This window comes from Dorea sp. AF36-15AT, from assembly GCF_003477705.1.
Lineage (GTDB): Bacteria > Bacillota > Clostridia > Lachnospirales > Lachnospiraceae > Claveliimonas > Claveliimonas ammoniilytica.
On the sequence record NZ_QUDV01000010.1, the window covers coordinates 1 to 24,913 of the forward strand.

At 43.5% G+C, this 24,913-nt stretch carries 25 protein-coding genes and 1 riboswitch; of the genes, 4 read left to right on the forward strand and 21 right to left on the reverse strand.

Annotated elements, in window-relative coordinates:
- The 12 genes from DWZ93_RS12850 to DWZ93_RS12905 form a co-directional block, all read right to left on the reverse strand.
- Positions 1–817: helix-turn-helix transcriptional regulator (locus DWZ93_RS12850; protein ID WP_118453168.1), on the reverse strand; the 817-nt coding region annotated here is incomplete at its 3' end.
- Positions 818–870: 53 nt separating this feature from the next.
- Positions 871–1,143 (reverse strand): type II toxin-antitoxin system RelE/ParE family toxin, encoded by a 273-nt coding sequence (locus tag DWZ93_RS12855; protein ID WP_243061289.1) that lies wholly within the window; start codon positions 1,141–1,143, stop codon positions 871–873.
- Positions 1,144–1,315: 172 nt separating this feature from the next.
- Positions 1,316–1,933, reverse strand: a complete 618-nt coding sequence (locus tag DWZ93_RS12860) for a V-type ATP synthase subunit D (protein ID WP_118383210.1) — start codon at positions 1,931–1,933, stop codon at positions 1,316–1,318.
- A 272-nt stretch (positions 1,934–2,205) separates the two neighbouring features.
- On the reverse strand, positions 2,206–3,603 hold the full coding sequence (locus DWZ93_RS12865) for a V-type ATP synthase subunit B (RefSeq protein WP_118453169.1): 1,398 nt from the start codon (positions 3,601–3,603) through the stop codon (positions 2,206–2,208).
- 15 nt (positions 3,604–3,618) lie between these two features.
- Positions 3,619–5,394: a V-type ATP synthase subunit A gene (locus tag DWZ93_RS12870; protein WP_243007055.1), complete on the reverse strand. Its 1,776-nt coding sequence runs from the start codon at positions 5,392–5,394 to the stop codon at positions 3,619–3,621.
- Positions 5,387–5,974 carry a V-type ATP synthase subunit E gene (locus DWZ93_RS12875; protein ID WP_118383213.1) on the reverse strand — a complete coding sequence of 196 codons (588 nt, stop codon included), beginning with the start codon at positions 5,972–5,974 and terminating at the stop codon, positions 5,387–5,389. Before DWZ93_RS12875 ends, DWZ93_RS12870 begins: the two co-directional genes overlap by 8 nt.
- Positions 5,975–5,991: 17 nt before the next feature.
- Positions 5,992–6,300, reverse strand: a complete 309-nt coding sequence (locus DWZ93_RS12880; protein WP_118383214.1) for a V-type ATP synthase subunit F — start codon at positions 6,298–6,300, stop codon at positions 5,992–5,994.
- 1 nt (position 6,301) lies between these two features.
- Complete coding sequence (locus DWZ93_RS12885) at positions 6,302–6,736, reverse strand: ATP synthase subunit C (RefSeq protein ID WP_118383215.1); 435 nt, start codon at positions 6,734–6,736, stop codon at positions 6,302–6,304.
- Between the two features lie 32 nt (positions 6,737–6,768).
- Positions 6,769–8,709, reverse strand: coding sequence for a V-type ATP synthase subunit I (locus tag DWZ93_RS12890; protein ID WP_118453170.1), 1,941 nt, complete (start codon positions 8,707–8,709; stop codon positions 6,769–6,771).
- Positions 8,706–9,755, reverse strand: coding sequence for a V0D/AC39 family V-type ATPase subunit (locus tag DWZ93_RS12895; protein WP_118453171.1), 1,050 nt, complete (start codon positions 9,753–9,755; stop codon positions 8,706–8,708). Before DWZ93_RS12895 ends, DWZ93_RS12890 begins: the two co-directional genes overlap by 4 nt.
- Positions 9,756–9,770: 15 nt before the next feature.
- Positions 9,771–10,082 carry a hypothetical protein gene (locus DWZ93_RS12900; RefSeq protein WP_118383217.1) on the reverse strand — a complete coding sequence of 104 codons (312 nt, stop codon included), beginning with the start codon at positions 10,080–10,082 and terminating at the stop codon, positions 9,771–9,773.
- Between the two features lie 135 nt (positions 10,083–10,217).
- Positions 10,218–11,102, reverse strand: coding sequence for a LysR family transcriptional regulator (locus DWZ93_RS12905; RefSeq protein WP_118453172.1), 885 nt, complete (start codon positions 11,100–11,102; stop codon positions 10,218–10,220).
- A 96-nt stretch (positions 11,103–11,198) separates the two neighbouring features.
- Here DWZ93_RS12905 and DWZ93_RS12910 point away from each other — a divergent pair, with 96 nt between their 5' ends.
- Positions 11,199–11,990, forward strand: coding sequence for a YoaK family protein (locus DWZ93_RS12910; protein ID WP_243007056.1), 792 nt, complete (start codon positions 11,199–11,201; stop codon positions 11,988–11,990).
- Positions 11,991–12,095: 105 nt separating this feature from the next.
- Here the strand turns inward: DWZ93_RS12910 and DWZ93_RS12915 are convergent, their stop codons facing one another.
- The 7 genes from DWZ93_RS12915 to thiW form a co-directional block, all read right to left on the reverse strand.
- A complete protein-coding gene (locus tag DWZ93_RS12915) occupies positions 12,096–13,034 on the reverse strand; it encodes a P1 family peptidase (RefSeq protein WP_118453173.1) in 939 nt (312 codons plus the stop codon).
- 3 nt (positions 13,035–13,037) lie between these two features.
- Positions 13,038–13,655, reverse strand: a complete 618-nt coding sequence (locus tag DWZ93_RS12920; protein WP_118453174.1) for an ECF transporter S component — start codon at positions 13,653–13,655, stop codon at positions 13,038–13,040.
- Between the two features lie 204 nt (positions 13,656–13,859).
- The gene (locus DWZ93_RS12925; RefSeq protein ID WP_118453175.1) at positions 13,860–14,801 is read right to left on the reverse strand and encodes a DMT family transporter; all 942 of its coding nucleotides are present in this window, start codon (positions 14,799–14,801) and stop codon (positions 13,860–13,862) included.
- A gap of 102 nt (positions 14,802–14,903) precedes the next feature.
- Entirely contained in the window at positions 14,904–15,320 is a 417-nt protein-coding gene (locus tag DWZ93_RS15045) for a PD-(D/E)XK nuclease domain-containing protein (RefSeq protein ID WP_243061290.1), read from the reverse strand.
- Between the two features lie 60 nt (positions 15,321–15,380).
- A complete protein-coding gene (locus DWZ93_RS12930) occupies positions 15,381–16,826 on the reverse strand; it encodes an AAA family ATPase (protein WP_243061291.1) in 1,446 nt (481 codons plus the stop codon).
- Positions 16,827–17,245: 419 nt separating this feature from the next.
- A complete protein-coding gene (thiC, locus tag DWZ93_RS12935; protein WP_118453176.1) occupies positions 17,246–18,556 on the reverse strand; it encodes a phosphomethylpyrimidine synthase ThiC in 1,311 nt (436 codons plus the stop codon).
- A 95-nt stretch (positions 18,557–18,651) separates the two neighbouring features.
- Positions 18,652–19,161 carry an energy coupling factor transporter S component ThiW gene (thiW, locus tag DWZ93_RS12940; RefSeq protein ID WP_118383224.1) on the reverse strand — a complete coding sequence of 170 codons (510 nt, stop codon included), beginning with the start codon at positions 19,159–19,161 and terminating at the stop codon, positions 18,652–18,654.
- Positions 19,162–19,263: 102 nt separating this feature from the next.
- Positions 19,264–19,373: riboswitch (TPP riboswitch) on the reverse strand.
- Positions 19,374–19,560: 187 nt separating this feature from the next.
- Between thiW and DWZ93_RS12945 the strand changes: the two genes are divergently transcribed.
- The 3 genes from DWZ93_RS12945 to DWZ93_RS12955 all read left to right on the forward strand — a co-directional run bounded on the left by DWZ93_RS12945 (position 19,561) and on the right by DWZ93_RS12955 (position 22,673).
- Complete coding sequence (locus DWZ93_RS12945; RefSeq protein ID WP_442873186.1) at positions 19,561–20,628, forward strand: ABC transporter permease; 1,068 nt, start codon at positions 19,561–19,563, stop codon at positions 20,626–20,628.
- A complete protein-coding gene (locus DWZ93_RS12950) occupies positions 20,628–21,398 on the forward strand; it encodes an ABC transporter ATP-binding protein (RefSeq protein WP_118453178.1) in 771 nt (256 codons plus the stop codon). Before DWZ93_RS12945 ends, DWZ93_RS12950 begins: the two co-directional genes overlap by 1 nt.
- A gap of 81 nt (positions 21,399–21,479) precedes the next feature.
- Positions 21,480–22,673 (forward strand): ABC transporter substrate-binding protein, encoded by a 1,194-nt coding sequence (locus tag DWZ93_RS12955; RefSeq protein ID WP_118453179.1) that lies wholly within the window; start codon positions 21,480–21,482, stop codon positions 22,671–22,673.
- An 89-nt stretch (positions 22,674–22,762) separates the two neighbouring features.
- Here the strand turns inward: DWZ93_RS12955 and DWZ93_RS12960 are convergent, their stop codons facing one another.
- Positions 22,763–23,365 (reverse strand): cytidylate kinase-like family protein, encoded by a 603-nt coding sequence (locus DWZ93_RS12960; protein ID WP_199665951.1) that lies wholly within the window; start codon positions 23,363–23,365, stop codon positions 22,763–22,765.
- Positions 23,366–23,384: 19 nt separating this feature from the next.
- Positions 23,385–24,737, reverse strand: coding sequence for an SLC13 family permease (locus tag DWZ93_RS12965; RefSeq protein ID WP_118383225.1), 1,353 nt, complete (start codon positions 24,735–24,737; stop codon positions 23,385–23,387).
- Positions 24,738–24,913 lie beyond the last annotated feature (176 nt).

Consider the following 24,913-nt stretch of genomic DNA (forward strand, 5'->3'; position numbering starts at 1 on the left):
GAGAAAAAGAAAGCTGCGCCACAGCCTTGGCAGACCATCGCGCAGCGATTTTGTTCAACCAGAATTTATCTGCATCTTTGCCACGTACTGTTAATCCAACAACTATTTTATTTCCATCACAGAAAGTTGCTCCATGCAGGAAAGAACCTCCGATATGAGGAAGGAAAACAAGTGCAATACCACAACCAGATAACATCTCAATCAGTTTAGGACAAAAATCAGCAGGGTTCATTGCTGTCATGCTTCGAATTTCCGGTAGTTTCTCCTTAAGAGTTTTTAAATCAATCAATGACGTTTCAATGGCACGAGCTTCCAGTTTTGCTTTCTGTGCCCATGCTAATAGAGCGAGATTACCCTTTTCTGTTTCAGCCAATCTGCGACATGCAATTTTTGATAATTTCATATCCTTGATAATCTCAAGATTTACAACTTCAAAATATTTTCTAAGATAAATTACCTTTTCGGTTGCCTCTCTGGTTTCCGGTACCCAACCATTCTTTGACATTTCACGATAAGGTAGTTTTTTCACAAGCTCTTTATCAGAATCCATTTCGTTCTCTGCATTTGCTTTTATGAGTTTTTCGCGATAAGTAGCTTCTAATTTATTCCAAAACTTAGCAGGAACGCCTAGTACCATTTCTAAACGAACTGCGACTTCCGGAGTCAACTGAACATCACCATTGATTAATTTACTAATATGTTTTTCGGACATACCCATGCGTAATGCAAACTCTTTCTGGCTAAGCCCTCTGTCAATCAACTGCTCTTTAATAGTTGCTCCCGGCGGTGTTGCAATAAAACTGCGACTTTTCACCATCGTAATACCACCTCCTAGTAGAATGAAAGTTTAATGATAGTTTACAATTTCCATTACGTTTGCAATTTGAATTTCATTCCCTTTTCTTTCAAAACCAGTCTGTAAGGATGAACTAAATCCATTGCGTATTGGCCTTTTCGATTGCCTTTTAATGGATGGCATCTTCCGATATGGAATTTAACCATTTCCTCAACAGTATCAGATGCAGCTATTTCGTCTATACGCTGATGGATTTTTTCAGCCATTTCTAAACCGTATTTCTTTTCTGCCTCACTTGCTAGTGTACACACCTTTTCAATCCTGCGAGACTTATATGTTATTTCCAATCTGTCACCTCTTTTGCGAATTTACCTTTGAGGTAAATCTATTATATTCTGTTCAACTATATATGTCAACATTTTCATAACCTCACGTTTTAACTCGTCACAACACAAAAAGAGAACCTGCCTTTCGGCAAAGTTCTCTCCATTTTTTCTCATGCTAATAGGTTCTGAATAATTACGCTCTTTTCATATTCTTGATGACTTTCAGTCTGGTGAATTCCTCACGCTCTTTTTCTTCCAGTGCATTATTAATATTATGAACCAGATTCGTATACATCGGAATCGTTATATTCTTCAATGCGTTGGCACGCTTCTGCGTCTTTTTAATATTTGATGCCAGACGATACGCAGAGTTCTCAACCATGGACAACTTAATCGTCAGGTCTTTCACTTCACGAAATGCCTCTCTGGCAATATCGATCGACTCGCTGGTCGTACTGAATGAGTACGTAAGGTTATTCTCTTTTTCATCATATTTCACATGCGGAATCTCAGTACCCATGATGCTTCTCGTCTGGATACGAATGGATTCCTCTATCGGCACGGTAAATGCGAGCTGCTGCACCTTGCTGATACCGTGTTCAATGTTGGCACGCTGCAGGCACGCATATGCCTTGGTAAATGTGCTGTCGATCTGCTCCTGAATCTCCTTTGCCTCATCGATCAGAGCCATCAGTTCTTTCAGAAGCACGTTACGCTTCTTATCCATCAGGTCATACCCCTGACGGGCAAGAGCCAGAGAATTCTTCGCCAGCATCAGATTTCCTTTGGTGGGAAACTCTCGTGGATCCATATCATCGACTCCTTTCCTTTATAGTGAAAAATCCGCGTGAACTCGTGAGCTTCGCTCACTCATTCACGTCAAACCCGGCATGTCTGGGATTTTTCTTTTTCTGTGAAAAATCCGCGCGAACTCGCGAACTCCGTTCACTCATTCACGTCAAACCCGGCATGTCTGGGATTTTTCTTTTTCTGTGAAAAATCCGCGCGAACTCGCGAACTTCGTTCGCTCATTCACGTCAAACTCAGACATGCCAGAGTATCCGGCTGAATAAATTCCCCCGTCTACTCTGTCGCGTCTGAGGATTTTTCACGTGGATAGTATTTTTCTATGATCTTGGTGTCGATTCGGTCGAGTTCTTCTTTCGGAAGCATTCCGAGAAGCTCCCAGCCGAGGTCAAGTGTTTCCTGAATCGTACGGTTCTCTGTCGGTCCCTGTCCTACGTAACGTTTCTCGAATTCTTTACCGAACTCCAGATATTTCTTATCCAGTGGGGACAATTCGTCTTCGCCGATTACGGATGCCAGGTTTCTTGCCTCACCTACTTTTGCGTATGCAGAGAATAGCTGGTTGGCAAGTCCCTGATGATCTTCTCTGGTGTATCCTTCACCGATACCGTCCTTCATCAGACGAGACAGTGACGGAAGTACACTGATTGGAGGGTATACACCCTGTCCGTAAAGGTTACGATCCAGTACGATCTGACCTTCCGTGATATATCCTGTCAGGTCAGGAATCGGATGTGTGATATCATCGTTCGGCATGGTCAGGATTGGAAGCTGTGTTACCGATCCTTTGGTGCCCTCTACGATTCCGGCACGCTCATAAAGTGTTGCAAGCTCACTGTACAGATATCCCGGATATCCTTTTCTTGATGGAATCTCTCCCTTCGAAGATGATACCTCACGAAGTGCCTCTGCAAAGGATGTCATATCTGTCAGAATAACCAGAATGTGTTTGTTACATTCAAATGCCAGATACTCTGCAACTGTCAATGCAACCTTCGGCGTGATCAAACGCTCTACGACCGGATCATTTGCCAAATTCAGGAACATACACACATGATCAGATACTCCGCTTTCTTCAAATGTCTTACGGAAGAAATCGGCTACGTCATGTTTGACGCCCATCGCAGCAAATACGATCGCAAATTCTTCATCGGAATCATCTCCCAGTGACGCCTGCTTTACGATCTGTGCCGCCAGCTGGTCATGCGGAAGTCCATTGCCGGAAAAGATCGGCAGCTTCTGTCCACGAATCAACGTTGTCAGACCATCAATTGCAGATATACCTGTACGGATATAGTTACGCGGATATTCACGGCGCACCGGATTCAGCGGCAGGCCATTGACATCTCTCTTATCCGTAGAAAGCAGCGGCCCCAGTCCATCGATCGGTACTCCGACTCCGTTAAATGTTCTTCCCAGCATATCCGGTGACACTGCCACTTCCATCGGATGACCGGATAATTTGGTATGTGTATTTACCAGGGACATATTCTCGGTTCCTTCAAATACCTGGATGACAGCTCTGCCTTCATACAGTTCAATAATACGTCCCATTTTCTTTTTATTACCATCTACAACGAACTCTACGATCTCATCATAGAATGCGTCCTGAAGTCCTTCCAGAACTACGAGAGGTCCGTTGATATTACTTAAGCCAAGATATTCGATTGCCATTGTCCTCTCTCCTTTCTATGCGTTCTTTGCTAATACGTTATTGTAGAATTCATCAATCTTCGTCTTATAGGTATCCAAAAGCTGAAGATTATCGTTTGGTACATCGTACTTGATAGCGATAACTTTCTCAAAGATGCCTTCTGCTTTCAGTACTGACATCGGATGTCCCATTGCCACCAGCTTACGGCTGGTCTTATAAAGATACAGGATAACATCCATCATCTTAAACTGCTTTTCCAGTGACACACAGGTATCGTCTTTATGGAAGGCATTCTGCTGCAGGAATCCCAGACGGATTACCTTTGCAATCTCCAGGATCAGCTTCTGATCATCCGGAAGTACATCCGCACCGATCAGTTTAACAATCTCCATCAGGCTGTTCTCCTGCCCAAGTAAAGACATTAATCTGTTTCTATAGTCCACAAATTTTGGCGATACATTGTCTGTATACCATCCGCTAAGATCTGTCAGATATTCACTGTAACTGGTCAGCCAGTGAATTGCCGGGAAATGTCTCGCATATGCCAGTGACTTGTCCAGTCCCCAGAAGCAACGGACAAATCGTTTGGTATTCTGTGTAACAGGCTCAGAGAAATCACCACCCTGTGGGGATACCGCACCGATAATAGATACAGAGCCTGTAGCACCGCCAAGTGTCTGCATCATTCCGGCTCTCTCGTAGAATGCTGACAGACGAGATGCCAGATATGCCGGGAAACCTTCCTCAGCCGGCATCTCTTCCAGACGTCCGGATAACTCTCTTAATGCTTCTGCCCAACGCGATGTAGAATCTGCCATGATCGCTACGTCATAACCCATATCACGGTAATACTCAGCCAGTGTAAGGCCTGTATAAATTGATGCCTCTCTGGCAGCTACCGGCATGTTAGATGTATTCGCGATCAGTGTCGTACGATCCATCAGCGGATTACCGGATTTCGGATCGACAAGTTCACCAAACTCTTCCAATACCTGTGTCATCTCATTACCACGCTCACCGCATCCGATATAAATGATGATATCCGCATCGGACCACTTCGCGATCTGATGCTGCGTCATGGTTTTACCGGTTCCGAATCCCCCTGGGATTGCTGCCGTTCCGCCCTTTGCGATTGGGAACATCGTATCCAGAATACGCTGTCCGGTTACCAGCGGTACGCTTGCCGGATATCTCTGATGCACCGGTCTTGCTACTCGGATCGGCCATTTCTGTGTCATAGTCAGTTCCTGAATATCCCCATTAGAACGCTGGATCTTTACCAGCACTTCATCAATGGTGTAATCTCCATCTGGAACGACGTCTACTACTTTTGCTACTTCAACCTCCGGCGGCACCATACATTTGTGTACAATTGCGCGGGTCTCCGGCACTTCTGCAATTACAGATCCGCCGTGTACTACATCACCCTTTTTTACCGTCAGATGAGTCTTCCATTTCTTTTCTCTATCCAGGGAATCAACCGATACACCTCTGGTAATAAATGCACCACCCTTATCAGCGATACGTTCCAGCGGTCTCTCAATTCCGTCAAAAATATTATCCAGGATACCAGGTGCCAGCGTTACTGACACCGGTGCTCCGGATGCTTCTACGATCTCTCCCGGACGAAGTCCTGAAGTTTCCTCATATACCTGAATGGTCGTACGTTCTTTGTCCAGTGCAATAACCTCACCTACCAGACGCTGTTCACCTACATATACCATTTCAGACATCTTAAAATCACTTTTTCCTTGCAGGTAGATTACAGGACCATTGACGCCGTAGATAACTCCTGTCCTTTTCTTATCCAATGCCCGTACCTCCTCTAAACATAAAATCCTGGAATTCTTCTTCCAATGCTCCTTTGTACGCATGGTCAATCAGCACATTCCGGCCTTTTACCACCGCTCTCACACCACCGACAAAATTCTCCTTGCTGACTGTAAGCGTCATTCCTGTGCGTTCCTCCAGCCATTCCTTTTTGTCTGCGTCTGACGGGTTAATATAGATCTTGAGATCTTCCCCATTTGTGAATCGTGCCGCTTTCTCGATATATGCTACCAGAAGTTCTTTATACTCATCCGTCTTCATGAACTCCTGTAATTCTTTCAGCACTTCCTGAAACAGTTCCTGCTTCAGTTCTTTCTGACGTTTGCCATACTCACGCTTCAATTCCAACTGTGCCTTAGATACAGCCATATTCTGCTGCTGTCTGGCACTGACTGTTTCTGCCTTGATCCGCACATCTGACTGACGGTTGGCCTCGCCTTTGTGCTGATTCAATACATTCGTCAGAGTCTGTTCATGCTGTTTTACAATCGCGTTCGCCTTTGCTCTTGCTTCTTCCATAGCCGCTTCCTGCAAATGCGCTACTCTCTCGTCTATCGTCAAGCTTCTCACCTTCTTCTCTATAATTTCAGTCCAATCGCCTCATTTACATAGGATGTGATAAAGTCTTTTTTACGTCCGGTTCCGTGTCTGTCAGGAATCTCGATCAGAAGCGGCATCGTTCTCTTCAGCTTAATCTCATCAATCAGCTCCGGAAATTCTCGTCCGAAACGCTCTGTCAAAAGTACAATGCCTACATCCGGATCTTCCATAGCAGTCTCAATCGCGTTACGTAGTTCTTCTTTTTCATGGACAACCACGCCATCTACGCCCGCTAACCGCATTCCTGTCAGAGTATCCACATTATCACTGATCAGATACATCCTCATCTTACAATTTACCAAGGATCATGAAGGAGATGATCAGTCCATACAGACACACACCTTCCGCCAGACCTACGAAAATAAGAGATTTACCAAGTGCGCTGGAGTCTTCACTGATTGCTCCCAGTGCTGCGCTTGCTGCACTTGCTACTGCGATACCACCGCCGACACAAGATAAACCGGTTGAAAGTGCTGCTGCAAGGTATCCAAATCCTGTTGCGCTGCTTGCTGCTGTACCAGCTGCCTCTGCTGCCTGTGCAGGCATTCCTGAGAACAGCATGATTCCAGCTACGACAAATGCTCCGAAGAAGAAGAATGCATTTGCTCCGATCGTACGTTTATAACGTTTTTTTGATTTCTCTCCCAGAAGAAATGTTCCGAATGGGATGATGATGCCAAGCACCAAAGCTGCGATAAGTAATAATTTTACTGCTAATGTCATTGTAATAGTCCTCCTTGTCTTAAGTCATATGATTATTTTGTGTTTATTTGGTTAAATGGTTTGAATTCTCGTCCGCTTCCCTTATAGAACCGGCTGAACATCTCATAGTATTCAAGCCTCAGTACCTGAATACCTACAACCAAACCTTCCAGTAACATTACGATTGCATTACCGATTACAATTCCGATCCAGTTCGGGCTTCCATTCTCAGCACCTGAAAGCATCAGTACAACCTGCATGATTGCTGCATGGCTGACTGCAAATGCTCCGATACGCACATAGGACAGCGTATTGGAAAAGTAACTAAGCATCGTCTCGAATAATTCAAAAAATCCCTGTACCAGAAACATCCCTTTGCCGACTTCCATTTTCTTATGTCTCTTCTCGACAATATTACCAAGAGGTTCTTTGAACAGGAACAGCAATATTGGAATCCCCAGGAAAATTACCATTAATATATTACCTGGTGTCTTGTGACCTGTCATATAAAGCACGATCGTCATTACGATAAATGCATAAAATACCAGTCCCGCAATACCATTATGAGAGAACAACATATCTTCCAGATCATGCGCTTTTGCTGCATTGATAATCTGGAACAGCATTACCAGTAAGTTGAGTCCCATACCAAATGCAATTGCTACAATAAATACGGTATTCAGCTGACCGATAAACGGTAAGTTGGTCATCGCGTCTACCGGCTTCAACCACATAGCAGGCATTACATCTTCAAATCCAAACACACTTCCGTACATAACTCCAAAGAACATCGAGAACACTCCGGCAACGGAAATAATGCCCGCCAGATTCATTTTCTTCTTCAGATACAGGATGCCGCCCACGATAAAGAGCAATGCCCCCTGTCCGAGATCTCCGAACATGGCTCCGAATATCAGTGTATATGTGAGTGCCACAAACATAGTCGGATCCATCTCATCGGCCGCCGGAAGTCCGTACATCTCAATGAACATCTCAAACGGTTTGAAGAATTTCGGATTCTTGAGCTTGGTCGGTGGCTCTCCAAAGAACTTTTCTTTATTCTCCTCGACCACTGCCATAACTCTGTCATCGTCTTTAATCTCTTTCAGGAACTGCTCCACATCCGCTTCACTCATCCATCCACAGATCACGTAATGACCGTCTTTGTTTTCTTCATCCTCGATGATTGCTGCCTTTTTACGGATGTCAAAGTATTCTGCCAGCTCTGTCAGTCTCTGTTTAGCTCCCAGAAGTTTGGATGCATTACTGCTCATCAGGCTTGCTTCCTTTTCATCAACCTCAGCAATCTCCTGATCTGTCTTTTCAATCTCTTTCTGTACTGTCATCCTGATCTCTTCCGGAGTACCTTCTTTATATTCATTGGTTAGATGGATTCGTTCAAAATGCAGTGAATTAAAAAGTGCATCCACTTTCGCTTTGTCTTTGTTGGCTGTAATGTATCCGCCATAGACATAACTGTCATTTCTTGATCCTTCCAGAAATACTGCATCCAGATCTTCAAATAAGTACTTTTCAAGTCTTCCGTAGTAGTCCAACCCGATCCTACCAAAACGTATCTTTAGAAACTGATAAGTGGACACATGTCCCAAATTAATTTCTAATGATCGGAACGGTTCCAGTGCATTCGCAGTCTCTTTCAGTTCACCTGCTTTTTTCTTTAATCGTTCCCTTTTCTCCTGAAAATCCACGTAATCGTGATTAATATCACGCAAGAGTCCCATCATCTCATCTCTGCTCAGAGATGTATCCGGTGAAGCCTGCGTATCACCAAGCAATGCACAGAACTGCTCCGCTTTTCCTAACGGATCACGATACGGATTCACTTCGATGAAGGGCTGCAGATTGTCCGTCGTCTTCAGTTCAGCAATAGCACTTTCCAGCTGCATTTCATGTCTGGACAGATACTTATTGCACATTCTGTCGATATCCGATTGCGGTCCGCTGATCTGCAGGAATTTCATCTTTACTATCATTTCTTAGCACCTCCTATGTACCCCAAAGTCTCCCTCGGTGTCAGGCCGTAGCGGATACACTCAAGGGCTGTAGTCAGTCTGTTGATCTCCTCTTCCTTCAGGAACAGATAGGTATTCACTGTTGCCAGCGAATATGGATTCCTTCTGCGGTCTGACAGATACATGCCATGGATACATGCCTTATAGAACTGCTCCATGCCTTCAGATCTCTGCATCGCATGGAAGCGATTCTCATAATATGTATTTGCCAGAAGCTGCATAAACTGATCTACAGTCGGCGCTTCAACCAGCGCCTTAAATTCATCTACCTTAATCCGATAATGGATTGGTATGGTCATCAGATAAATGTCCGGTGGAAGCATATGATAATACTTCTTCGCACGGTAGATCCAGTTCAGATTCAGCAGATCAATCTTCATCCCGCAGTCTCTGGTGTAGATCTCCTTTTCCTTTTTATCCAGGACCTTACGCTGTCTGGTCCACGCATTTTTAAAATAATACTGTTCCAGTACAGTTTCGTAGTCATACAATGTCGCTTCGCTGGTATCCTTCAATTTCACCAGCGGCTCATAGTATTCGGTACCTTTCAGGTTCTCCACCAGTTCCTCGATATTGCCGGATGTTACCAGCTTATCGATGGAAATCTGCGAATACCTGTCAAAATACTCTTTCTTGTAATTTAAATCAAACGGTACATCATAATGATTGAATACGATCCGGAAACAATAGTTAATCAAATCTATTTCATACCGTTTCCAGAAGCCTCTCATAAACTGCTTCTGTTTCATGCCCGCAAATCGATACAATCTTGTATAATCTGCGTACAATGACTGTGCCAACACTTTTTCCACATTGCCCCTGTGATACAGTGTATCATCCATCCGGTTCAGTGCATCCGCATACGCGGGTTTCCCTTTCAGATATTCCACTGCTTCCGGAACGCTGTGAAGTGCGGCAATGTTCTCAAAATCCTGATCTGTCAGAAGTTTTGCCTGCATAGCCCGTACTTTTGTAACCAGACCACTGTATGCCATCACATTTCCCATAGTCTCACCTCTGCGTTATACCTCTATGATACGCTCCAGAATCTCTTTTACATAAGCCTTGCGATTCTGATTATAATCATTTTCCAGATTATCGATAACGGAATGATGTCGTTCCTTCTCTTCTTTCAGGATCTGCTCCATCTTCTTCTCAGATTCTTGTTTGATCTGATCCAGCTTCTGCTTCGTATCTTCTGCCAGTTTCGCATCGAACTGGTCCCGTTCTTCCTGCAACCGCTTCTCAATCACAGCTTTTTCTTCTTCTGCGTGCTCCACGATCGCTTCTGCTGTCATTTCTATATCTTCCAGCTTTTGAAATACAGAATCCATATGGCACCTCCATTCTTTTTACATTATCGGATAAGTCTTTTATCTAATTGGATATTATGCGCTCTTTTATTTTTCAATGCAATCGTCATTTTCAACAAAAGACTATCATTAATTCTATGAAAAATAGTACAAAACCTACTTTTCCAAATACTTGATAAATAGCTCCGCAGCCCAGCTTTTTCCCACACCTTTATCCCATACCATCTGGATATCCCGGGGCGGCATCTTCATATCCACATCAATCTGCACCAGCTCTTTTTTTTCTAATAATGGCTCTGCCAGTACTTCTGGCACGAACCCTATCCCTAGGTCATTTTGTATCAACGGCAGCATCAGATTGGCCGTCGCTACTTCCATATCCAGTTCATAATCGATCTTCGCCTCTGAAAAAACTGCCTTGTATAATTCATAAGTTGCTGTTCCATTACCCAGTCCGATCAGAGGATAACTACATAGCTCCTTGAGTGTCTTCCTGCTCTCTGCAAGTTCTGCATAAGTGCTGCCACCTACCAGGATCTCATGAAATTCCGTCATATTCCTGCTGGTTAATTTCTCGGATACAGAAAATGGATTGGTAATAAACGCAATATCAGTCTTACCGCCATTCAGATCATCAATTACTTCCGGCGTCGTATTGTTACGGATCTTAATCTTAATCTCCGGATAACTCTTCTTAAATTCACAGATCTTATCCATCAGATACAAGTGAAGTGCTGTCTCTGTCACTCCTATCTCGATCGTCCCTCCCAGCCCTTCACCCAGACTGCTGAGTTCCGCCTCTGCATTAAACAAATGCTGACACGCCACCTCTACATGTTCATACAGACGTTTTCCTTCTTCTGTAAGCTTCAGACCTCTCGGTTCACGGATAAACAATGCACAGTTAAGCTGTGATTCCAGAAGCTTAATTACTCTCGTTACATTGGGCTGATTGCTTTTCAGCACACCTGCTGCTTTCGTAATATTCTTATACTTCGCTACATAGTAAAATATCTTATAGTACTCAAAATTAATATCCATATAAATTTTATATTCCTCGCATATAATATATATATTTTTAGTATTTCTTTAAAAGTAGTATAATCCACATCGTAAAGAAAGTAAACAGGTGATCTCATGAGAAAATCAAAAAAACAAATGTCCGAGTCTTTCCGGACCGCTGCATTCCTATCAGTGTCCGGTGGTCTGCAGGATGCTTATACTTATATATTCAGAGATAAGGTCTTCGCGAATGCGCAGACCGGTAACATTGTGCTCTTAAGTCAGTGCATTGCAAACCGTGACTTAGAATTATCCATTCACTATATTGTACCTTTATTATTTTTCGCAGTCGGTATCGCTGTGGCCGAGATAATCCACGGCAAATTCAAAGAAGCCAGACGCCTTCACTGGCGGCAGCTGGTTTTGATTATTGAAATTGCATTACTATTTATTGTCGGATTCCTTCCTGAGAAATGGAATCTTCTTGCCAATGCGATGGTATCCTTTTCCTGTGCAATGCAGGTACAGGCATTCCGCAAGGTGAACGGTTATGCCTTTGCCAGCACCATGTGTATCGGTAATCTCCGAAGCTGTGTAGAATCGCTGTGTGCATATGGAAGAACCCGTGACAAACACATACTTCAGAAAGCTTTCAGCTATCTTGGTATCATTATATTGTTTGCAGTAGGCGCAGCACTTGGCGGTCACTTTATTCCGGTTATTGCTGCACGTACAATATGGATTTCCTGTGGACTTCTGATCGTAAGCTTCCTGTTCATGTTTATCAGGGAAGAAGTGGAAGAACATCCGGAACTTTTGGCAGACGAAAAGGCAATCAAAGAAAGCTTTCATAATATAAAGGAAGAAACATTAGACGTTACGCACATTCTGGAAGACGACATCAAATCATCCAGAAAAGACAAATAAATATTAGATTGTCAAGTCCCATATGCAAAGAAGCGAGAGGTATGTGTCCAGCCTCTCGCTTCTTTGCATTTCACATTTATTCAGTTATATTCTCCACATTTAGAATCATACCGCGTGGATCGCATTCACAATCGCACGCTCCATCACCTGTGCAGCCAGTGTCCCGGCGACATTGATATCTGCCTCTACATCACCAACGGACGCCGCATAGATTGTATCCCCATCCGCCAGTGTCCCTACCGGATTAATACATCTTGCATATGCATTGCGTGTCATTGATGCAATCTTATTCATCTCTGCTTTGGAAAATTTACCATTCGTAATCACAGCGCCAATTGTTGTATTACCGGTAAACATATCGGTTCGCTTACTAAGCTTATACAATTCTTCCCTGGTGTCTGCAAAACCACTGCCATCCTCTGACCGAAGTCCTGCAATCTTCTTGCCGTTTTCCGGATCAAAGATATCTCCCAATGCATTTACCACAACTACTGCTGCCATCTCCAATCTGCCAAGTCGTGCCGCATAAATGCCAAGCCCTGACTTAGATGCACGCTCCATGCCACACAGTTTACCGACGGTTGCTCCGCATCCGGCTCCTGTATTACCGCTTCTCGGATGATTCGCTTTCGCATCCTCACAAGCTTCATACCCCATCGCCGCATCCGGTCTCACGCTGGCACTTCCAAAGCCCAGATCATAGATGCAGGACTGACATACCAGCGGTACTCTTGCATAACCTGTGTCATATCCTATGCCATGTTCTTCCAGATACCGCATCACGCCATCCGCTGCTGCAAGTCCATATGCCGAACCGCCAGCCAGCACGATCGCATTGATCGGATTATCTGCTGTAGTTGGATCTGCCAGATGCGTCTCTCTGGATGCCGGTCCGCCACCACTGACATCCACTCCGGCTTTTGCACCTTTATCAAATAAAAGTACCGTCACGCCTGTCTTCGCCTGATCATCCTGCGCATTACCGATCCGCAGTCCCTTCAGATCTCTGACAGATATTTCTTCTAATTCGCCTGTCTGCTGCATTCCTTACACTTCCTTTAATGCTGCTGCCAGCGCACGTGCAACTGCTGCTCCCACTACGGTACATACAACTGCCTCGATTGCGCCCTGCACACCTACAAATGCGACTACAAATGCAAATGGATTAGTTACGCCAAGCGCATCTACAAATCCCTGAATGTAGTCTGTATTATAAAAGAATAACACCAGAGAGCTCATGTAGAAAATGGTATTCAGAACCGGACAAGCCAGTCCGCCTGCAAAATACGCCAGATTCTTGTTCTTGCTTCTGACTGCTTTGAATATCAGACCGCTGAGCAGACCTTCCAGGATTCTTGGAACGATACATGTAAATACGGTACCGAATGGATTGATTCCAAGAAGCATTGCCCCAAATGCGCTGGTTCCAAAGCACTGCATCAGACTTGTGATACCAAATGTTGCTCCACAGATTGCGCCACCTTTCGGTCCAAGGATCATCGCTGCTACTGCTACCGGTACGGTCAGGAATGTAATAGACAGTCCCGGTGTTCTGAGGTATCCTAACGGTGTGAATGCCATCACAAAAATGATTGCGATCATCAGCGCCAGTTCTACAAGATACTTTGTGCCTCCCTTAGTGTTAGTTGTTGTCGTTGCTTCCATATTCTGTTCTCCTTTTCTGCTGATAAAACGGCACTTTTCCAAGTGTTCCCCTGTCTTTCAGCCACGTATTATAGGGAAATGAGCATCGCTATCAGACTTCGTCCTCCCCTTAGGCGGTTGCCGCCTTACGGTCAGCACCGGTTCAGATTCTATCTATAAGATATGAAATGCCCGGTGACATTATATCACCGGGCGCACATTTTCTCAACTAATTCCTGTTTCTTTCCGAAAATTCACGATATAGATTCCCACACATACCATCACAAGCGCTGACAGGCTGTACAGATTAAATGCTTCCTGCACCTCTCCCAACACCAGCGCTGACAGAATCACGCTACACAGTGGATTCACAAATCCAAGAATTGCAACCCGCGATACCGGATTATGCGCAAGCAATATTGACCATAACGTATAAGCCACCGCTGATACCAGTGCCAGATATAGGATCAACACAGCTCCGGCTGCAGTCAGCTTATCCAGATGCCCGCCCATAAACTTTCCTATTATAAATAGTAAGATGCCGCCCGCAAAAAACTGGCTGCCACTCAACAATATCGGAGACATCTTCTTTGAATAGCGATTGATCAATAACGTAGATACCGCATAGGACACCTGCGATATCAGTACAAAACCTTCACCGGTAAGCTTAAAGCCCATATCTAATGTACTTCCATTCAGATTGATCAGCACCACACCTGCAAAGCCAAGCAGACATCCAATCATCTTCCGCCCCGTCAACTTCTCATTCCGAGCCACCAGACATGACATCAGAATTGCAATAAAGTTCCCTGTTCCGGTAATAATGCCACCCTTCACTCCTGACGTATGGGCAACACCTATATAAAAGAAGAAATACTGCACCAGTGTCTGTGCCAGGCATACCGGCACAATATACCTGATCATGGACTTCTCTGGCAACATGATCTTCTTTTCACGAATTGTTCCAAACAAAAGAACAAGCAATCCAGCCAGTGCAAATCGGATTCCTGCAAATACAATCTGGCTTGCAGTGTCGGACGATTCCACCTCAAGCAGGCGATATCCCGTCTTAATCGCCGGAATCGCACTGCCCCATAAGATGCAGCAGATGCTGGCAAGCAGCACAACCATCCATGTTCTGGTTAATATATTCTCTTTCTCGGACATATAAATTCTCTCTTTCTCCTATAGTAAAACATCTGTACCCCACAAACATTTACAGATATTTTACCCTTAAGATCTTTGTATGTAAAGAGAGAACAGCGCGTATCAGGATTTTTGATAATGTATAACTGCCTGTTTACCACGATGTGCCAGACCAATATAATAAACTGGGGTATCCAAATTCACATCATACTTTTTATCTTTCATCTGCTCCACTGCACTGGCAGCAAGTTTATCCAAATCCTCTTTCTTATCCTTGGTATATTTAAACTCCAGAATCATATTAGGATAGCCGCTTCTTTTTGCCCTCATCAAAAGATCCGCTCTCCCATTTCCGTTCTCACGATTACTTTCTATAATATAATTCTTCTGTTGAAACACACACATTCCCAATACCATCATATGATAACTATTTTCACATTGCAGGTCATGATAGGATGGAAGTGCCAACAAAATGTTCTGATACCTTTCCGCAAACTCATCTATATTTCCCCGAATCAGCTCCATAAATAATTTCTGCATATCTTCCTCATCTATTTGCAGAGAAAATGCAGTCAATTCGCGAAAAGCTGACCATACCTCCTAATTAGGAATCCGCAGTGTATAATAGTCATCTCCCAGGTTTTCTTTCATCGTCAGCATACCTGCATTTACCATCAATCCCCATAGCGAAGCATCACTTTGATGTTCATAATACGCAGTAGTCAATGAGACAACTGTTGTTATCTCTCCCGTCTCAATCAACTTATTATATTCTTTTTCAAACGTTGTTCCTCGTTCTCTCAGCGCATCTTTTAATATACTGTTCTCGGCAGTATTTACCCAATATGGTGCCAGCCTTTTTCTTACCGCATAATTGATCGCTGACCACGGATTGTAGATATCTTTATTGCCAAATCGGTACCCATCATACATCTCCTTCACTTCATCCGTAAGTTCCAGGTCAAAGTCATCCAAGAGTTTCCTGACTTCTTCCTCAGTAAAACCAAAACAATCTTCATATTCCGAATCATTTACAGTAAGCACCGTTAGGTTATTCAATCCGGAAAATATGTTTTCTTTCGCTACACGCTGGATTCCTGTAAGCATCGCTCGTTCCAGATAAGGGTTCCCTTTTAACGATGTACTGAGAAATCCCGCTAAAACAGAACGTACTTCTGAATAATAACCATTCATGTTCGCCGACATAAACGGCGTATCATATTCATCTATGAAAAGATAAACATTCTTTCCATAATATAAACTCAAAACTTCACACAGAGTCCGGATTGATTCTATAATACAAATTCTCCATGATTCCATATTTCTTATATCTGCTAAAGCTCTGTATATCTTATTAAATTTTTCTTTTTCTCTATCCGATAACATACTATCGTTTATCAGAGAATAATATCTCTCATATTCTTTTGTTACAGTCTCCCCGATTAATTCAAAAAGTCCTTTCGAACAATCTGATTTTGTATTCAAAAATGACAAAAATATCACTGGACACTGATTAAGTTCCACCATCCATTCTGTCATGCTAATATTAGTTCCTTCAAAAATTGCTTTTGAATCTTTGGTACAGTCAAGAAACTCTGCAAGCATAGACATGTTCATTGTCTTCCCGAATCTTCTCGGTCTGGTTATCAAAGTAATCTGATACGGCGAGTTGAGAAATTCCCCGATCATCATTGTCTTATCCACATAATAAGCATGAAGCTCTCTCAACCTGCGAAAGTCCTGCAAACCAATAAGAGCCTTTTTCTTAGCCCTGGGGCTTCCGTATCGAACCGCTTCCTCACGCAGCATCACACCACTGCCAGAAGTATCCCTTTTATAACCTCCACTTCTGCCAAACAGTTCATCCAACGAACATTTCAGTACATCCGCAATGCGTATCAACGCGTCAAATCCTGGTTCCGCCGTTCCGTTCTCATACTGTGAATATAGCGATTCCTCAATTAACAGCTGCTCTGACATATCCTTTTGTGAATATCCGGCACGCTTCCGATACTCCAATAAATGTTTACAAAATATTTCGTTCATGATGCACCTCCTGCTCTTTTTCTGATAGTATCACAGTCATGCATCATTTTCAACATAATAATTTATTTAAATTTATGGTCTCTTTTTCATTTTTATATATTGACATTTTTAATTTCAGAATATAATATTATGTCACAGCCGATAGGGTGCATGCTGCCGTTTCCGAGCTTTAAGGAAAGGGGAGTGATTCTTATGAGTACATATGAAGAATTTATGATTATACTGGCGACCGCCAACTTGATTATATCTGTTCTAAGTTATACAAAAAAGAAATAGCACCTCCGCTCTGACAAAGTAAGGTGCTATTCTAGCTTCTGAAAACCGCCAGAAACGGATAGGCTTGATCTATCGTATCGGCTGTCTTGTTAATTTCATTATATATGTATTTTTTTAAATGTCAAGTATTGTTTTTGATTCTTTTACAGAATATCGATATATTCTCCTGCCAGTGCTTTGTTCATACTACGTACTGCGCAGAATTTTCCACACATGCTGCAGGTATCGCTGTGATCCTCTTCCGGACTTCTGCTGTCACGGATTGCCTTTGCATGCTCCGGATCCAACGCACATGCATACTGTGCTTCCCAGTCAAGCTTCTGTCTTGCTTCAGCCATCTTGTCATCAATGTCTCTTGCGCCCGGCACGCCCTTAGCAATATCTGCCGCATGAGCCGCAATCTTGGAAGCAATGATTCCCTGCTTCACATCATCAACATTTGGCAGTGCCAGATGTTCTGCCGGTGTTACATAGCACAGGAATGCAGCTCCGCTCATAGCGGCTACTGCTCCACCGATTGCACTTGTAATGTGATCATATCCCGGTGCAATATCAGTTACGATAGGTCCCAGTACATAGAATGGAGCTCCCATGCAGATGCTCTGCTGGATCTTCATATTAGCTGCCACCTGATCAAGCGGTACATGTCCCGGTCCTTCTACCATAACCTGTACATTATGTGCCCACGCACGTTTGGTAAGTTCTCCCAGACGTACTAACTCTTCAATCTGGCATACATCGGATGCATCAGCAAGGCATCCTGGTCTGCAGGCATCACCAAGCGAAATCGTCACATCGTATTCTTCACAGATATCCAGAATCTCATCATAATATTCATAGAACGGATTCTCTTCACCTGTCATGCTCATCCATGCAAATACAAGACTTCCACCACGGCTTACGATATTCATTTTACGTTTGTGCTTTTTAATCTGTTCGATCGTCTTTCTTGTTATTCCACAGTGCAGCGTTACAAAATCAACGCCGTCTTCGGCATGCATCCGAATTACATCTACGAAATCTCTGGCAGTCAGTGTTGCCAGATCTCTTTGATAGTGGATGACGCTGTCATATACCGGAACAGTACCGATCATTGCCGGACATTCACTGGTCAGCTTTCTGCGGAATGGCTGGGTATCGCCATGGCTGGACAGATCCATGATGGCTTCTGCCCCCATATTTACCGCACTCATTACTTTCTGCATCTCGATATCATAATCTTTACAGTCTCTGGATACGCCCAGATTCACATTAATCTTTGTACGCAGCATGCTGCCGACTCCTTCCGGATTCAAACAAGTGTGATTCTTATTTGCGCAGATGGCTACCTTACCCTCTGCTACCAGCTTCATCAGCGCCTCGGACGTCATGTGTTCTTTCTCTGCAACCGCCTTGATCTCAGGTGTTACAATTCCTTTTCTTGCTGCGTCCATCTGTGTTGTGTATTCTCTCATCTTTTTTCTCCTTCTTCGGGATATCCCGGTTCTTTATTGCCCACAACATTTTTCTTACGCGACAGAAGGTGGTGCCCCCAATCTGCCGCCATGCATTACCTTTCAGTCCGTATCTGGTTCAGCGCTCCACCCTTTTCCAGTGCAGAGATCAATACATATGCCAGAATACTTCCCACAACTGTAGAAACAAGAAATGGCACAATATAGACAAATAATCCGGTTGGATTCAGTCCCATCAAAAGCTTTGCAACCGGATAAGCTGCAATTCCTCCCAGCACGCCGGTTCCAAACGCCTCAGCACAGCAGGTCAGCCAGAGCTTTCTACACATTGCATATACCAGTCCACAGCACAGAGCTCCAACCATACTTCCCGGAAATGCCATCAGACTTCCGAGTCCAAGAAGGTTACGGATCAGACTTGCCGCAAATGCAATGCCGACTCCCCACCATGGTCCAAGTACAACTGCTGCCAGCACATTTACCATATGCTGTACCGGTGCACATTTGCTTCCAAGTATCGGAAAGCTGATAAAGCTTCCGACTACAGCAACCGCTGTCAGAACACCTGCAAGAGCAAGCTTCTTAACTGTGTCATTCTGTTTCATCTTGATTATCCTCCTTTCCTGCCATAGTAGTTGAGTAACTCTCTTCTATAAATTCTATAAATAAGAAAAGAGACACCCCGTAAGGGCATCTCCTAAATCACTGATTACTCACTTTGTTGTCCCTACGTTGGCATTATCCAAATCAGGTTATGGGTCGAGAAATGCATTCTCCTCTCAGCCAGCTTTTTACGCCAGCTCCCCGTAACGATCATTCTATTCGTCCTACATTATACTATCTCTTCAACTTTTTTTCAAGTATCGTTTATCTATAGATTATATCTATAATTAACCTTACTTATGGGATTTTTTTATTTTAATTCAATACACTTTATATGTTATCCTATTTATTGAAGATATTAATACAATTTAATAAGAAAATGAGAGGAAAATGAGATGTCATTGAAAGAGAATAACTCTGAAAAGAATCTGTCAGGCACAGGCGATTTGGGAAGTCTGAGCCGTCAACAGTTAAAAGAACTGGAAGCCAGAGAAAAAAACGGATTTCAGAAAGCTCTGGACTGGATTATCATGATACTTCCGGTAATCTGCGGAATCATTTCCATTCTGGAATATAAGTTTATTCCAGACGGAATCACGAACAGGAATCCACAAACCTATCTCGGTGCATTGATTGTACTTATTGCGGCATATATCATTTATTTTTTGGTCGCATGGATTAAAAAAATGCGCGGGAATCTTCCTTGTATAGAGAAGCTACGCTACAGAGCACCTCTGTTTTCAGCACTGTTTCTTCTGTTGGGCGGATATGATTATCTGACTTTGAAGACCGGAATCTTGACACAGCCATTTGTACCATGTCTGAACGCAGTACTGAATATCGCATGGGAAGATAAAGCTTATCTGATCAATTGTACACTTCATACACTGCGTCTCCTGCTACTCGGATACTTCAGCGGAGTCATCGTTGGTCTGATCACCGGTATAGCCTGTGGCTATTTTGAGAAGGTACGCTACTGGATCAATCCTATTATCAAATTCTTAGGACCAATCCCAACTCCTACCTGGATCCCGATTATCATGGTAGTTGCTTCATCACTGTTCAAGGGTGCCATCTTCGTAATCGCGCTTGGTTCATGGTTCGCTGTAACAGTCGCTTCCATGACTGGTATATCTAACGTAGATAAAAGCTATTTTGAGGCAGCTCGGACCTTAGGTGCATCGCAGCGTCAGCTCGTATTTAATGTTGCGATCCCGCATGCTATGCCATCCATTCTCCAGGGATGCACACAGGCTATGAGTTCTGCCTGCGTAGCTATCACAGTTGCCGAAATGATGGGTGTTAAAGCAGGACTTGGCTGGTATATGAACTGGGCAAAATCCTGGGCAGCTTATGATAAGATGTTTGCCGCATTATTTGTGATCTGCATCATCTTCACAGTTGTCACCAAAGTATTGGATCTTATCAAGCGTCGCCTGTTGAGATGGCAGAATGGAGTTGTTAAATAATGGAAGAAAAAAAAGTCACACTGAAGCTGGATAATGTATCCAAAAGCTTTGCCAAAATAGAAAACGATGAAGTTACCCATGCATTAAATGAAGTTGACCTTACATTGCACAGCGGCGAATTCGTCAGCCTTGTAGGTCCTTCCGGCTGTGGTAAATCCACTATCCTCCGCTTGATTGCGGGACTGATCGTCCCAACCACGGGAACCGTATCTGTAGATGGGAAACCAGTCACCAAGCCATCTCCGGAACGAGGTATGGTATTCCAGAAACCGACCTTATTCCCATGGCTCACTGTTGAGAAAAATATTGCTTTCAGTCTGAGAATGCAAGGCAAATTAAAAGGTAACGAAGACAGAGTCCATCGGATGCTGGATGTCATCGGACTGGACGCCTTCAAAGACGACTATCCGGATCAGTTATCCGGAGGTATGGCACAGCGAGTTGCACTGGTGCGCTCACTAATCAATGAACCGGACATTCTGCTCCTGGACGAGCCCCTTGGCGCGCTGGATGCATTTACCCGCATGAACATGCAGGACGAAATCCTGAAGATCTGGTACGAAAAGAAACAACTCGCTATCATGGTAACCCATGATGTCGATGAAGCTATTTACATGGGAACCCGAGTCCTCGTAATGGATGCTAACCCAGGACGAATCGTTGAGGATATACATATTGATCAGACCTATCCTCGTGACCGTTCTTCTGCATCATTCGTAGAATATCGCAACCGTATACTGAATCGACTGCACTTTGGCGGTAATTCATAACCGCCCTGGCTCTGTTCCAATATCGCCGCTCTGGTATGTCCCGACGGTTTGGAAATATATATTTTATAAAGGAGAGAAAAAATGAAACTCAAAAATGCAAAACGCGTAATGGCTGCTGCAATGCTTTCTGTCATGACTCTGTCACTGGCAGCATGCGGCGGAAAAGACACCACTCCAACTGATAATTCTTCTAAGAAAGAGACAAGTGCCAAAGATGTAGAACGTCCGGAAGCAGTTTCCGAAGAAGACTGGGAGGCTATGAAAAAAGAGCCGGTATTCGGTCAGGAATTAAACTACCTGTTCAATGGTGGTGCTTGTGTATCTGCTAAATACATGGCAGAAGTACAGGGATACTATGAAGAATACGGTATCAATGCCAAATACCTTGAAGGTGATTCCGTTGTAACTACAGTTGGTTCAGGTCAGTGTCTGTGGGGAACAGACCACATTGCAACCATGCTCGTTCCGGTAACTAACGATGTTAAGATCACATTCGTAGCCGGTGCACATATTGGATGCAAATCTATCTACGTTCCAGCCGACAGTGATATCCAGTCTGTCGAAGACCTGAAAGGTAAGACAATTGCTATCCACGATGGTATCGGTAACTCTGACCAGAACATCTGCTACCGTATGTTGGATAAAAATGGCGTTGATCCTACTTCAGAAGTAGAATTTACCGACATTAACGACAGCGCAGCTACTGTACAGGCTATGGAAAGCGGTGAAGTAGATGCTACTATCTTCTCTGATTACTTCGTAATGGCTAATTACAAAGATGATATGAGAATGATTTGCTCTATCGGATACAGCCCGGAATTCCAGAGCGAAGCTTGCTGTGTAACTGCTATGAACACAGACTTCATTAAAGAGAACCCAGTACATGCTAAATATGTCACAATGGCAATCAAACGTGGTGGTGAATACAACCGTCTCCACTCCGAGGATGCTGTTCAGGCAATGTACGATAACGACAAGATGACTGGTGATAAAGACATCCAGCTTGCATTCTGGGATGGTCTTCATTTCGGTCTGTCTGACAAGTTTACAGAAGCTTCACTTCGTCAGATTGCAGAAGATTACCTTCGTCTTGGTATCATCACCAACAAAGACCTTACTGTAGATGAGATCATGGATATGGCTTGGACAGAGACATGCCCGGACGAAGAGATGCCGGAAGGATACACCGTTGCCGATCCTGTAGAGCCGGAAGATGCTGTAGTTCCTGTAAAAGCAAAAGAAAATCCAGCTAAACTGGATGGATTCGGACTGTAAGATTTCTCGAATCAAACATACCAAAATAGCGAGACGCATTACGCGCCTCGCTATTTTTATGCCATTTTCATGACTTTATATATATGTTTTTATTCAGCAATTCTTTTCTTAATATATTCTTCCATCATATCAGCTGTGCCATCAAGTCCCAGTCTGCTGCTGTTAATACTGACATCATATCCTCTGGAGTCACCCCATTTGATCTTGCAGTAATGATTGTGGTACGTCTTACGCTTACGATCATGACGTGCGAGCAATTCCTCGGCTTCTCCTCTGGATACACCTTCACGCTGCATGGTACGTTCAATCTTGTCCTGCATATCCCCTAATACGAAGAAACTGATCAAGTTCGGATTCTCTTTCAGAACCGTCTCTGCACATCGTCCCACGATAACAAAAGACTCACCCTCGTCAGCTTTCTTTCTCAGAAAATCAAACTGCAGATTAGCAATGTTTTCCTGTGGAGAATTACTGTAGCCTTTTACCGTTCTAGAGAAAAATGGAGTCTTCGGCAACTCATCGAATTTTTCCAGTGTCTTAACATCCACTTTCTTGTCCAATGCAATCTCGCCGAGCATATGATAATCATAAAAAGTCAGTCCAAATCGTTTTGCCAACTCCTCTGCTATCCTATGTCCACCGCTTCCATACTCACGTCCAATGGAAATAATCAGCTGTTTCTTCAGTTCCATACTATCACATTCCTTTCCATTAACAATATCTGAGCCAGATTCCTACTGTTGCAACCACCATTACGATAATTGTTGCCGGAACTGCACTCTTGCAGTATTTGCCCCATCCAACGATGTGACCTTCTTTTGCGATAACCGACATACCTACTACATTCGCTGATGCTCCGATTGGTGTTGCGCTTCCTCCGATATCTGTTCCCATAGAAAGTCCCCATGCCAGTGTAGAAATATTCACACCATTCAGGGCTGCCAGACTCTGGATAACAGGAACCATTGTAGCCGCAAATGGGATATTATCTACAAATGCACTTGCAATTGCAGAAACCCAAATGATAATCGCTACCATTACATACAGGTTGCCACCACTGACACTACCAATAAATTCGGCGATCAGCTTCAAAACATTTGTCTGCTCCAGACCACCTACTACGACAAAAAGTCCAATGAAGAATAACAGCGTCTTATAATCTACGCCTTTAATCACCTTCACTATATTTTTACCGGATGTAATCAGTGTAACGATTGCAATTCCAAGACCAATCGTCGCTACCGTAAGTCCTGTCTGTGCATGTGTTACAAGAAGTACAACTGCACACAGAAAAATGACTGTGCTAATTGCAAAACTTGTCTTATTGGTAATCGCTGACTTCGGATCCGGATATTCTGCTACTACTTTTCCAGTACGCTTTACACGAAGTTCTTTGTGGAAAATCAAATAGTAATAGATTACTACCAGAATCAGTGAAATACCAGCCAGTACACCAGTATTGGTAATAAAGTCTGCAAATGTCAGCTGCAGAGATGTTCCGACAATGATGTTCGGCGGATCTCCGCACATAGTTGCTGATCCTCCAAGGTTCGCGCAGAAGATCTCTGCCAAAACCATCGGAACCGGGTCAAAGTCCAGCAAATCAGCAAGTTCCAATGTAACTGCTGCCAGGAACAGGATAACTGTAATACTGTCAATGAACATTGCCAGTATCGAAGACATAAACATGAATGTAATAAAGATCGGTATCACTTTATATTTTACCGCTTTTGCGATCGTCATGCAAAGCCATCTGAAAAATCCCGCTGCTGCCATACCTTCTACCATGATCATCATACCGGCTACGAAAATGATCGTTGCCCAGTTGATGCCGGCAGAGCTCTCAGAAGCCTCACCTGCTGTGTACCAAAATCCCCTCGTAAATATCTGAGCCACATTCAATGTCTCAGTCAATGCTGTCATACTATGCATGCAGATTCCAAATACAACAACCATTGTAACCACTGCACATCCCAAAGTAATAATATGACGTTCAATCTTGTCCATGATAATCAGTAAAAACATTACCAAGAATATCAGGACAGCCGCAATTTGTGCCGCCATAGCTTATTGCCTCTCTTTCCTTTGTATTTTCAATTTCCAAATGCCTATTATAGTCGGAAAGATTGTTAAATTCAATGTCAATCTAGCAAAAAAATTGTACTAAAAAAAGTGCTTTTTTTCTTTCTGTACTTTCTCCACAGGTCAGGCCAAAAATCTAACAGTTGGAGGCCGGTACA

Coding starts and splice junctions, on each gene's coding strand:
- DWZ93_RS12905 (WP_118453172.1), bottom strand. CDS start 11,102: ATGGATATTAATTTTGAGTACTATAAGATATTTTACTATGTAGCGAAG.
- DWZ93_RS12860 (WP_118383210.1), bottom strand. CDS start 1,933: ATGGATCCACGAGAGTTTCCCACCAAAGGAAATCTGATGCTGGCGAAG.
- DWZ93_RS12915 (WP_118453173.1), bottom strand. CDS start 13,034: ATGCAGCAGACAGGCGAATTAGAAGAAATATCTGTCAGAGATCTGAAG.
- DWZ93_RS12920 (WP_118453174.1), bottom strand. CDS start 13,655: ATGGAAGCAACGACAACAACTAACACTAAGGGAGGCACAAAGTATCTT.
- DWZ93_RS12885 (WP_118383215.1), bottom strand. CDS start 6,736: ATGACATTAGCAGTAAAATTATTACTTATCGCAGCTTTGGTGCTTGGC.
- thiC (WP_118453176.1), bottom strand. CDS start 18,556: ATGAGAGAATACACAACACAGATGGACGCAGCAAGAAAAGGAATTGTA.
- thiW (WP_118383224.1), bottom strand. CDS start 19,161: ATGAAACAGAATGACACAGTTAAGAAGCTTGCTCTTGCAGGTGTTCTG.
- DWZ93_RS12900 (WP_118383217.1), bottom strand. CDS start 10,082: ATGGATTCTGTATTTCAAAAGCTGGAAGATATAGAAATGACAGCAGAA.
- DWZ93_RS12910 (WP_243007056.1), top strand. CDS start 11,199: ATGAGAAAATCAAAAAAACAAATGTCCGAGTCTTTCCGGACCGCTGCA.
- DWZ93_RS12925 (WP_118453175.1), bottom strand. CDS start 14,801: ATGTCCGAGAAAGAGAATATATTAACCAGAACATGGATGGTTGTGCTG.
- DWZ93_RS12895 (WP_118453171.1), bottom strand. CDS start 9,755: ATGGGAAATGTGATGGCATACAGTGGTCTGGTTACAAAAGTACGGGCT.
- DWZ93_RS12950 (WP_118453178.1), top strand. CDS start 20,628: ATGGAAGAAAAAAAAGTCACACTGAAGCTGGATAATGTATCCAAAAGC.
- DWZ93_RS12890 (WP_118453170.1), bottom strand. CDS start 8,709: ATGATAGTAAAGATGAAATTCCTGCAGATCAGCGGACCGCAATCGGAT.
- DWZ93_RS12930 (WP_243061291.1), bottom strand. CDS start 16,826: ATGAACGAAATATTTTGTAAACATTTATTGGAGTATCGGAAGCGTGCC.
- DWZ93_RS15045 (WP_243061290.1), bottom strand. CDS start 15,320: ATGCAGAAATTATTTATGGAGCTGATTCGGGGAAATATAGATGAGTTT.
- DWZ93_RS12955 (WP_118453179.1), top strand. CDS start 21,480: ATGAAACTCAAAAATGCAAAACGCGTAATGGCTGCTGCAATGCTTTCT.
- DWZ93_RS12965 (WP_118383225.1), bottom strand. CDS start 24,737: ATGGCGGCACAAATTGCGGCTGTCCTGATATTCTTGGTAATGTTTTTA.
- DWZ93_RS12960 (WP_199665951.1), bottom strand. CDS start 23,365: ATGGAACTGAAGAAACAGCTGATTATTTCCATTGGACGTGAGTATGGA.
- DWZ93_RS12865 (WP_118453169.1), bottom strand. CDS start 3,603: ATGGCAATCGAATATCTTGGCTTAAGTAATATCAACGGACCTCTCGTA.
- DWZ93_RS12880 (WP_118383214.1), bottom strand. CDS start 6,300: ATGAGGATGTATCTGATCAGTGATAATGTGGATACTCTGACAGGAATG.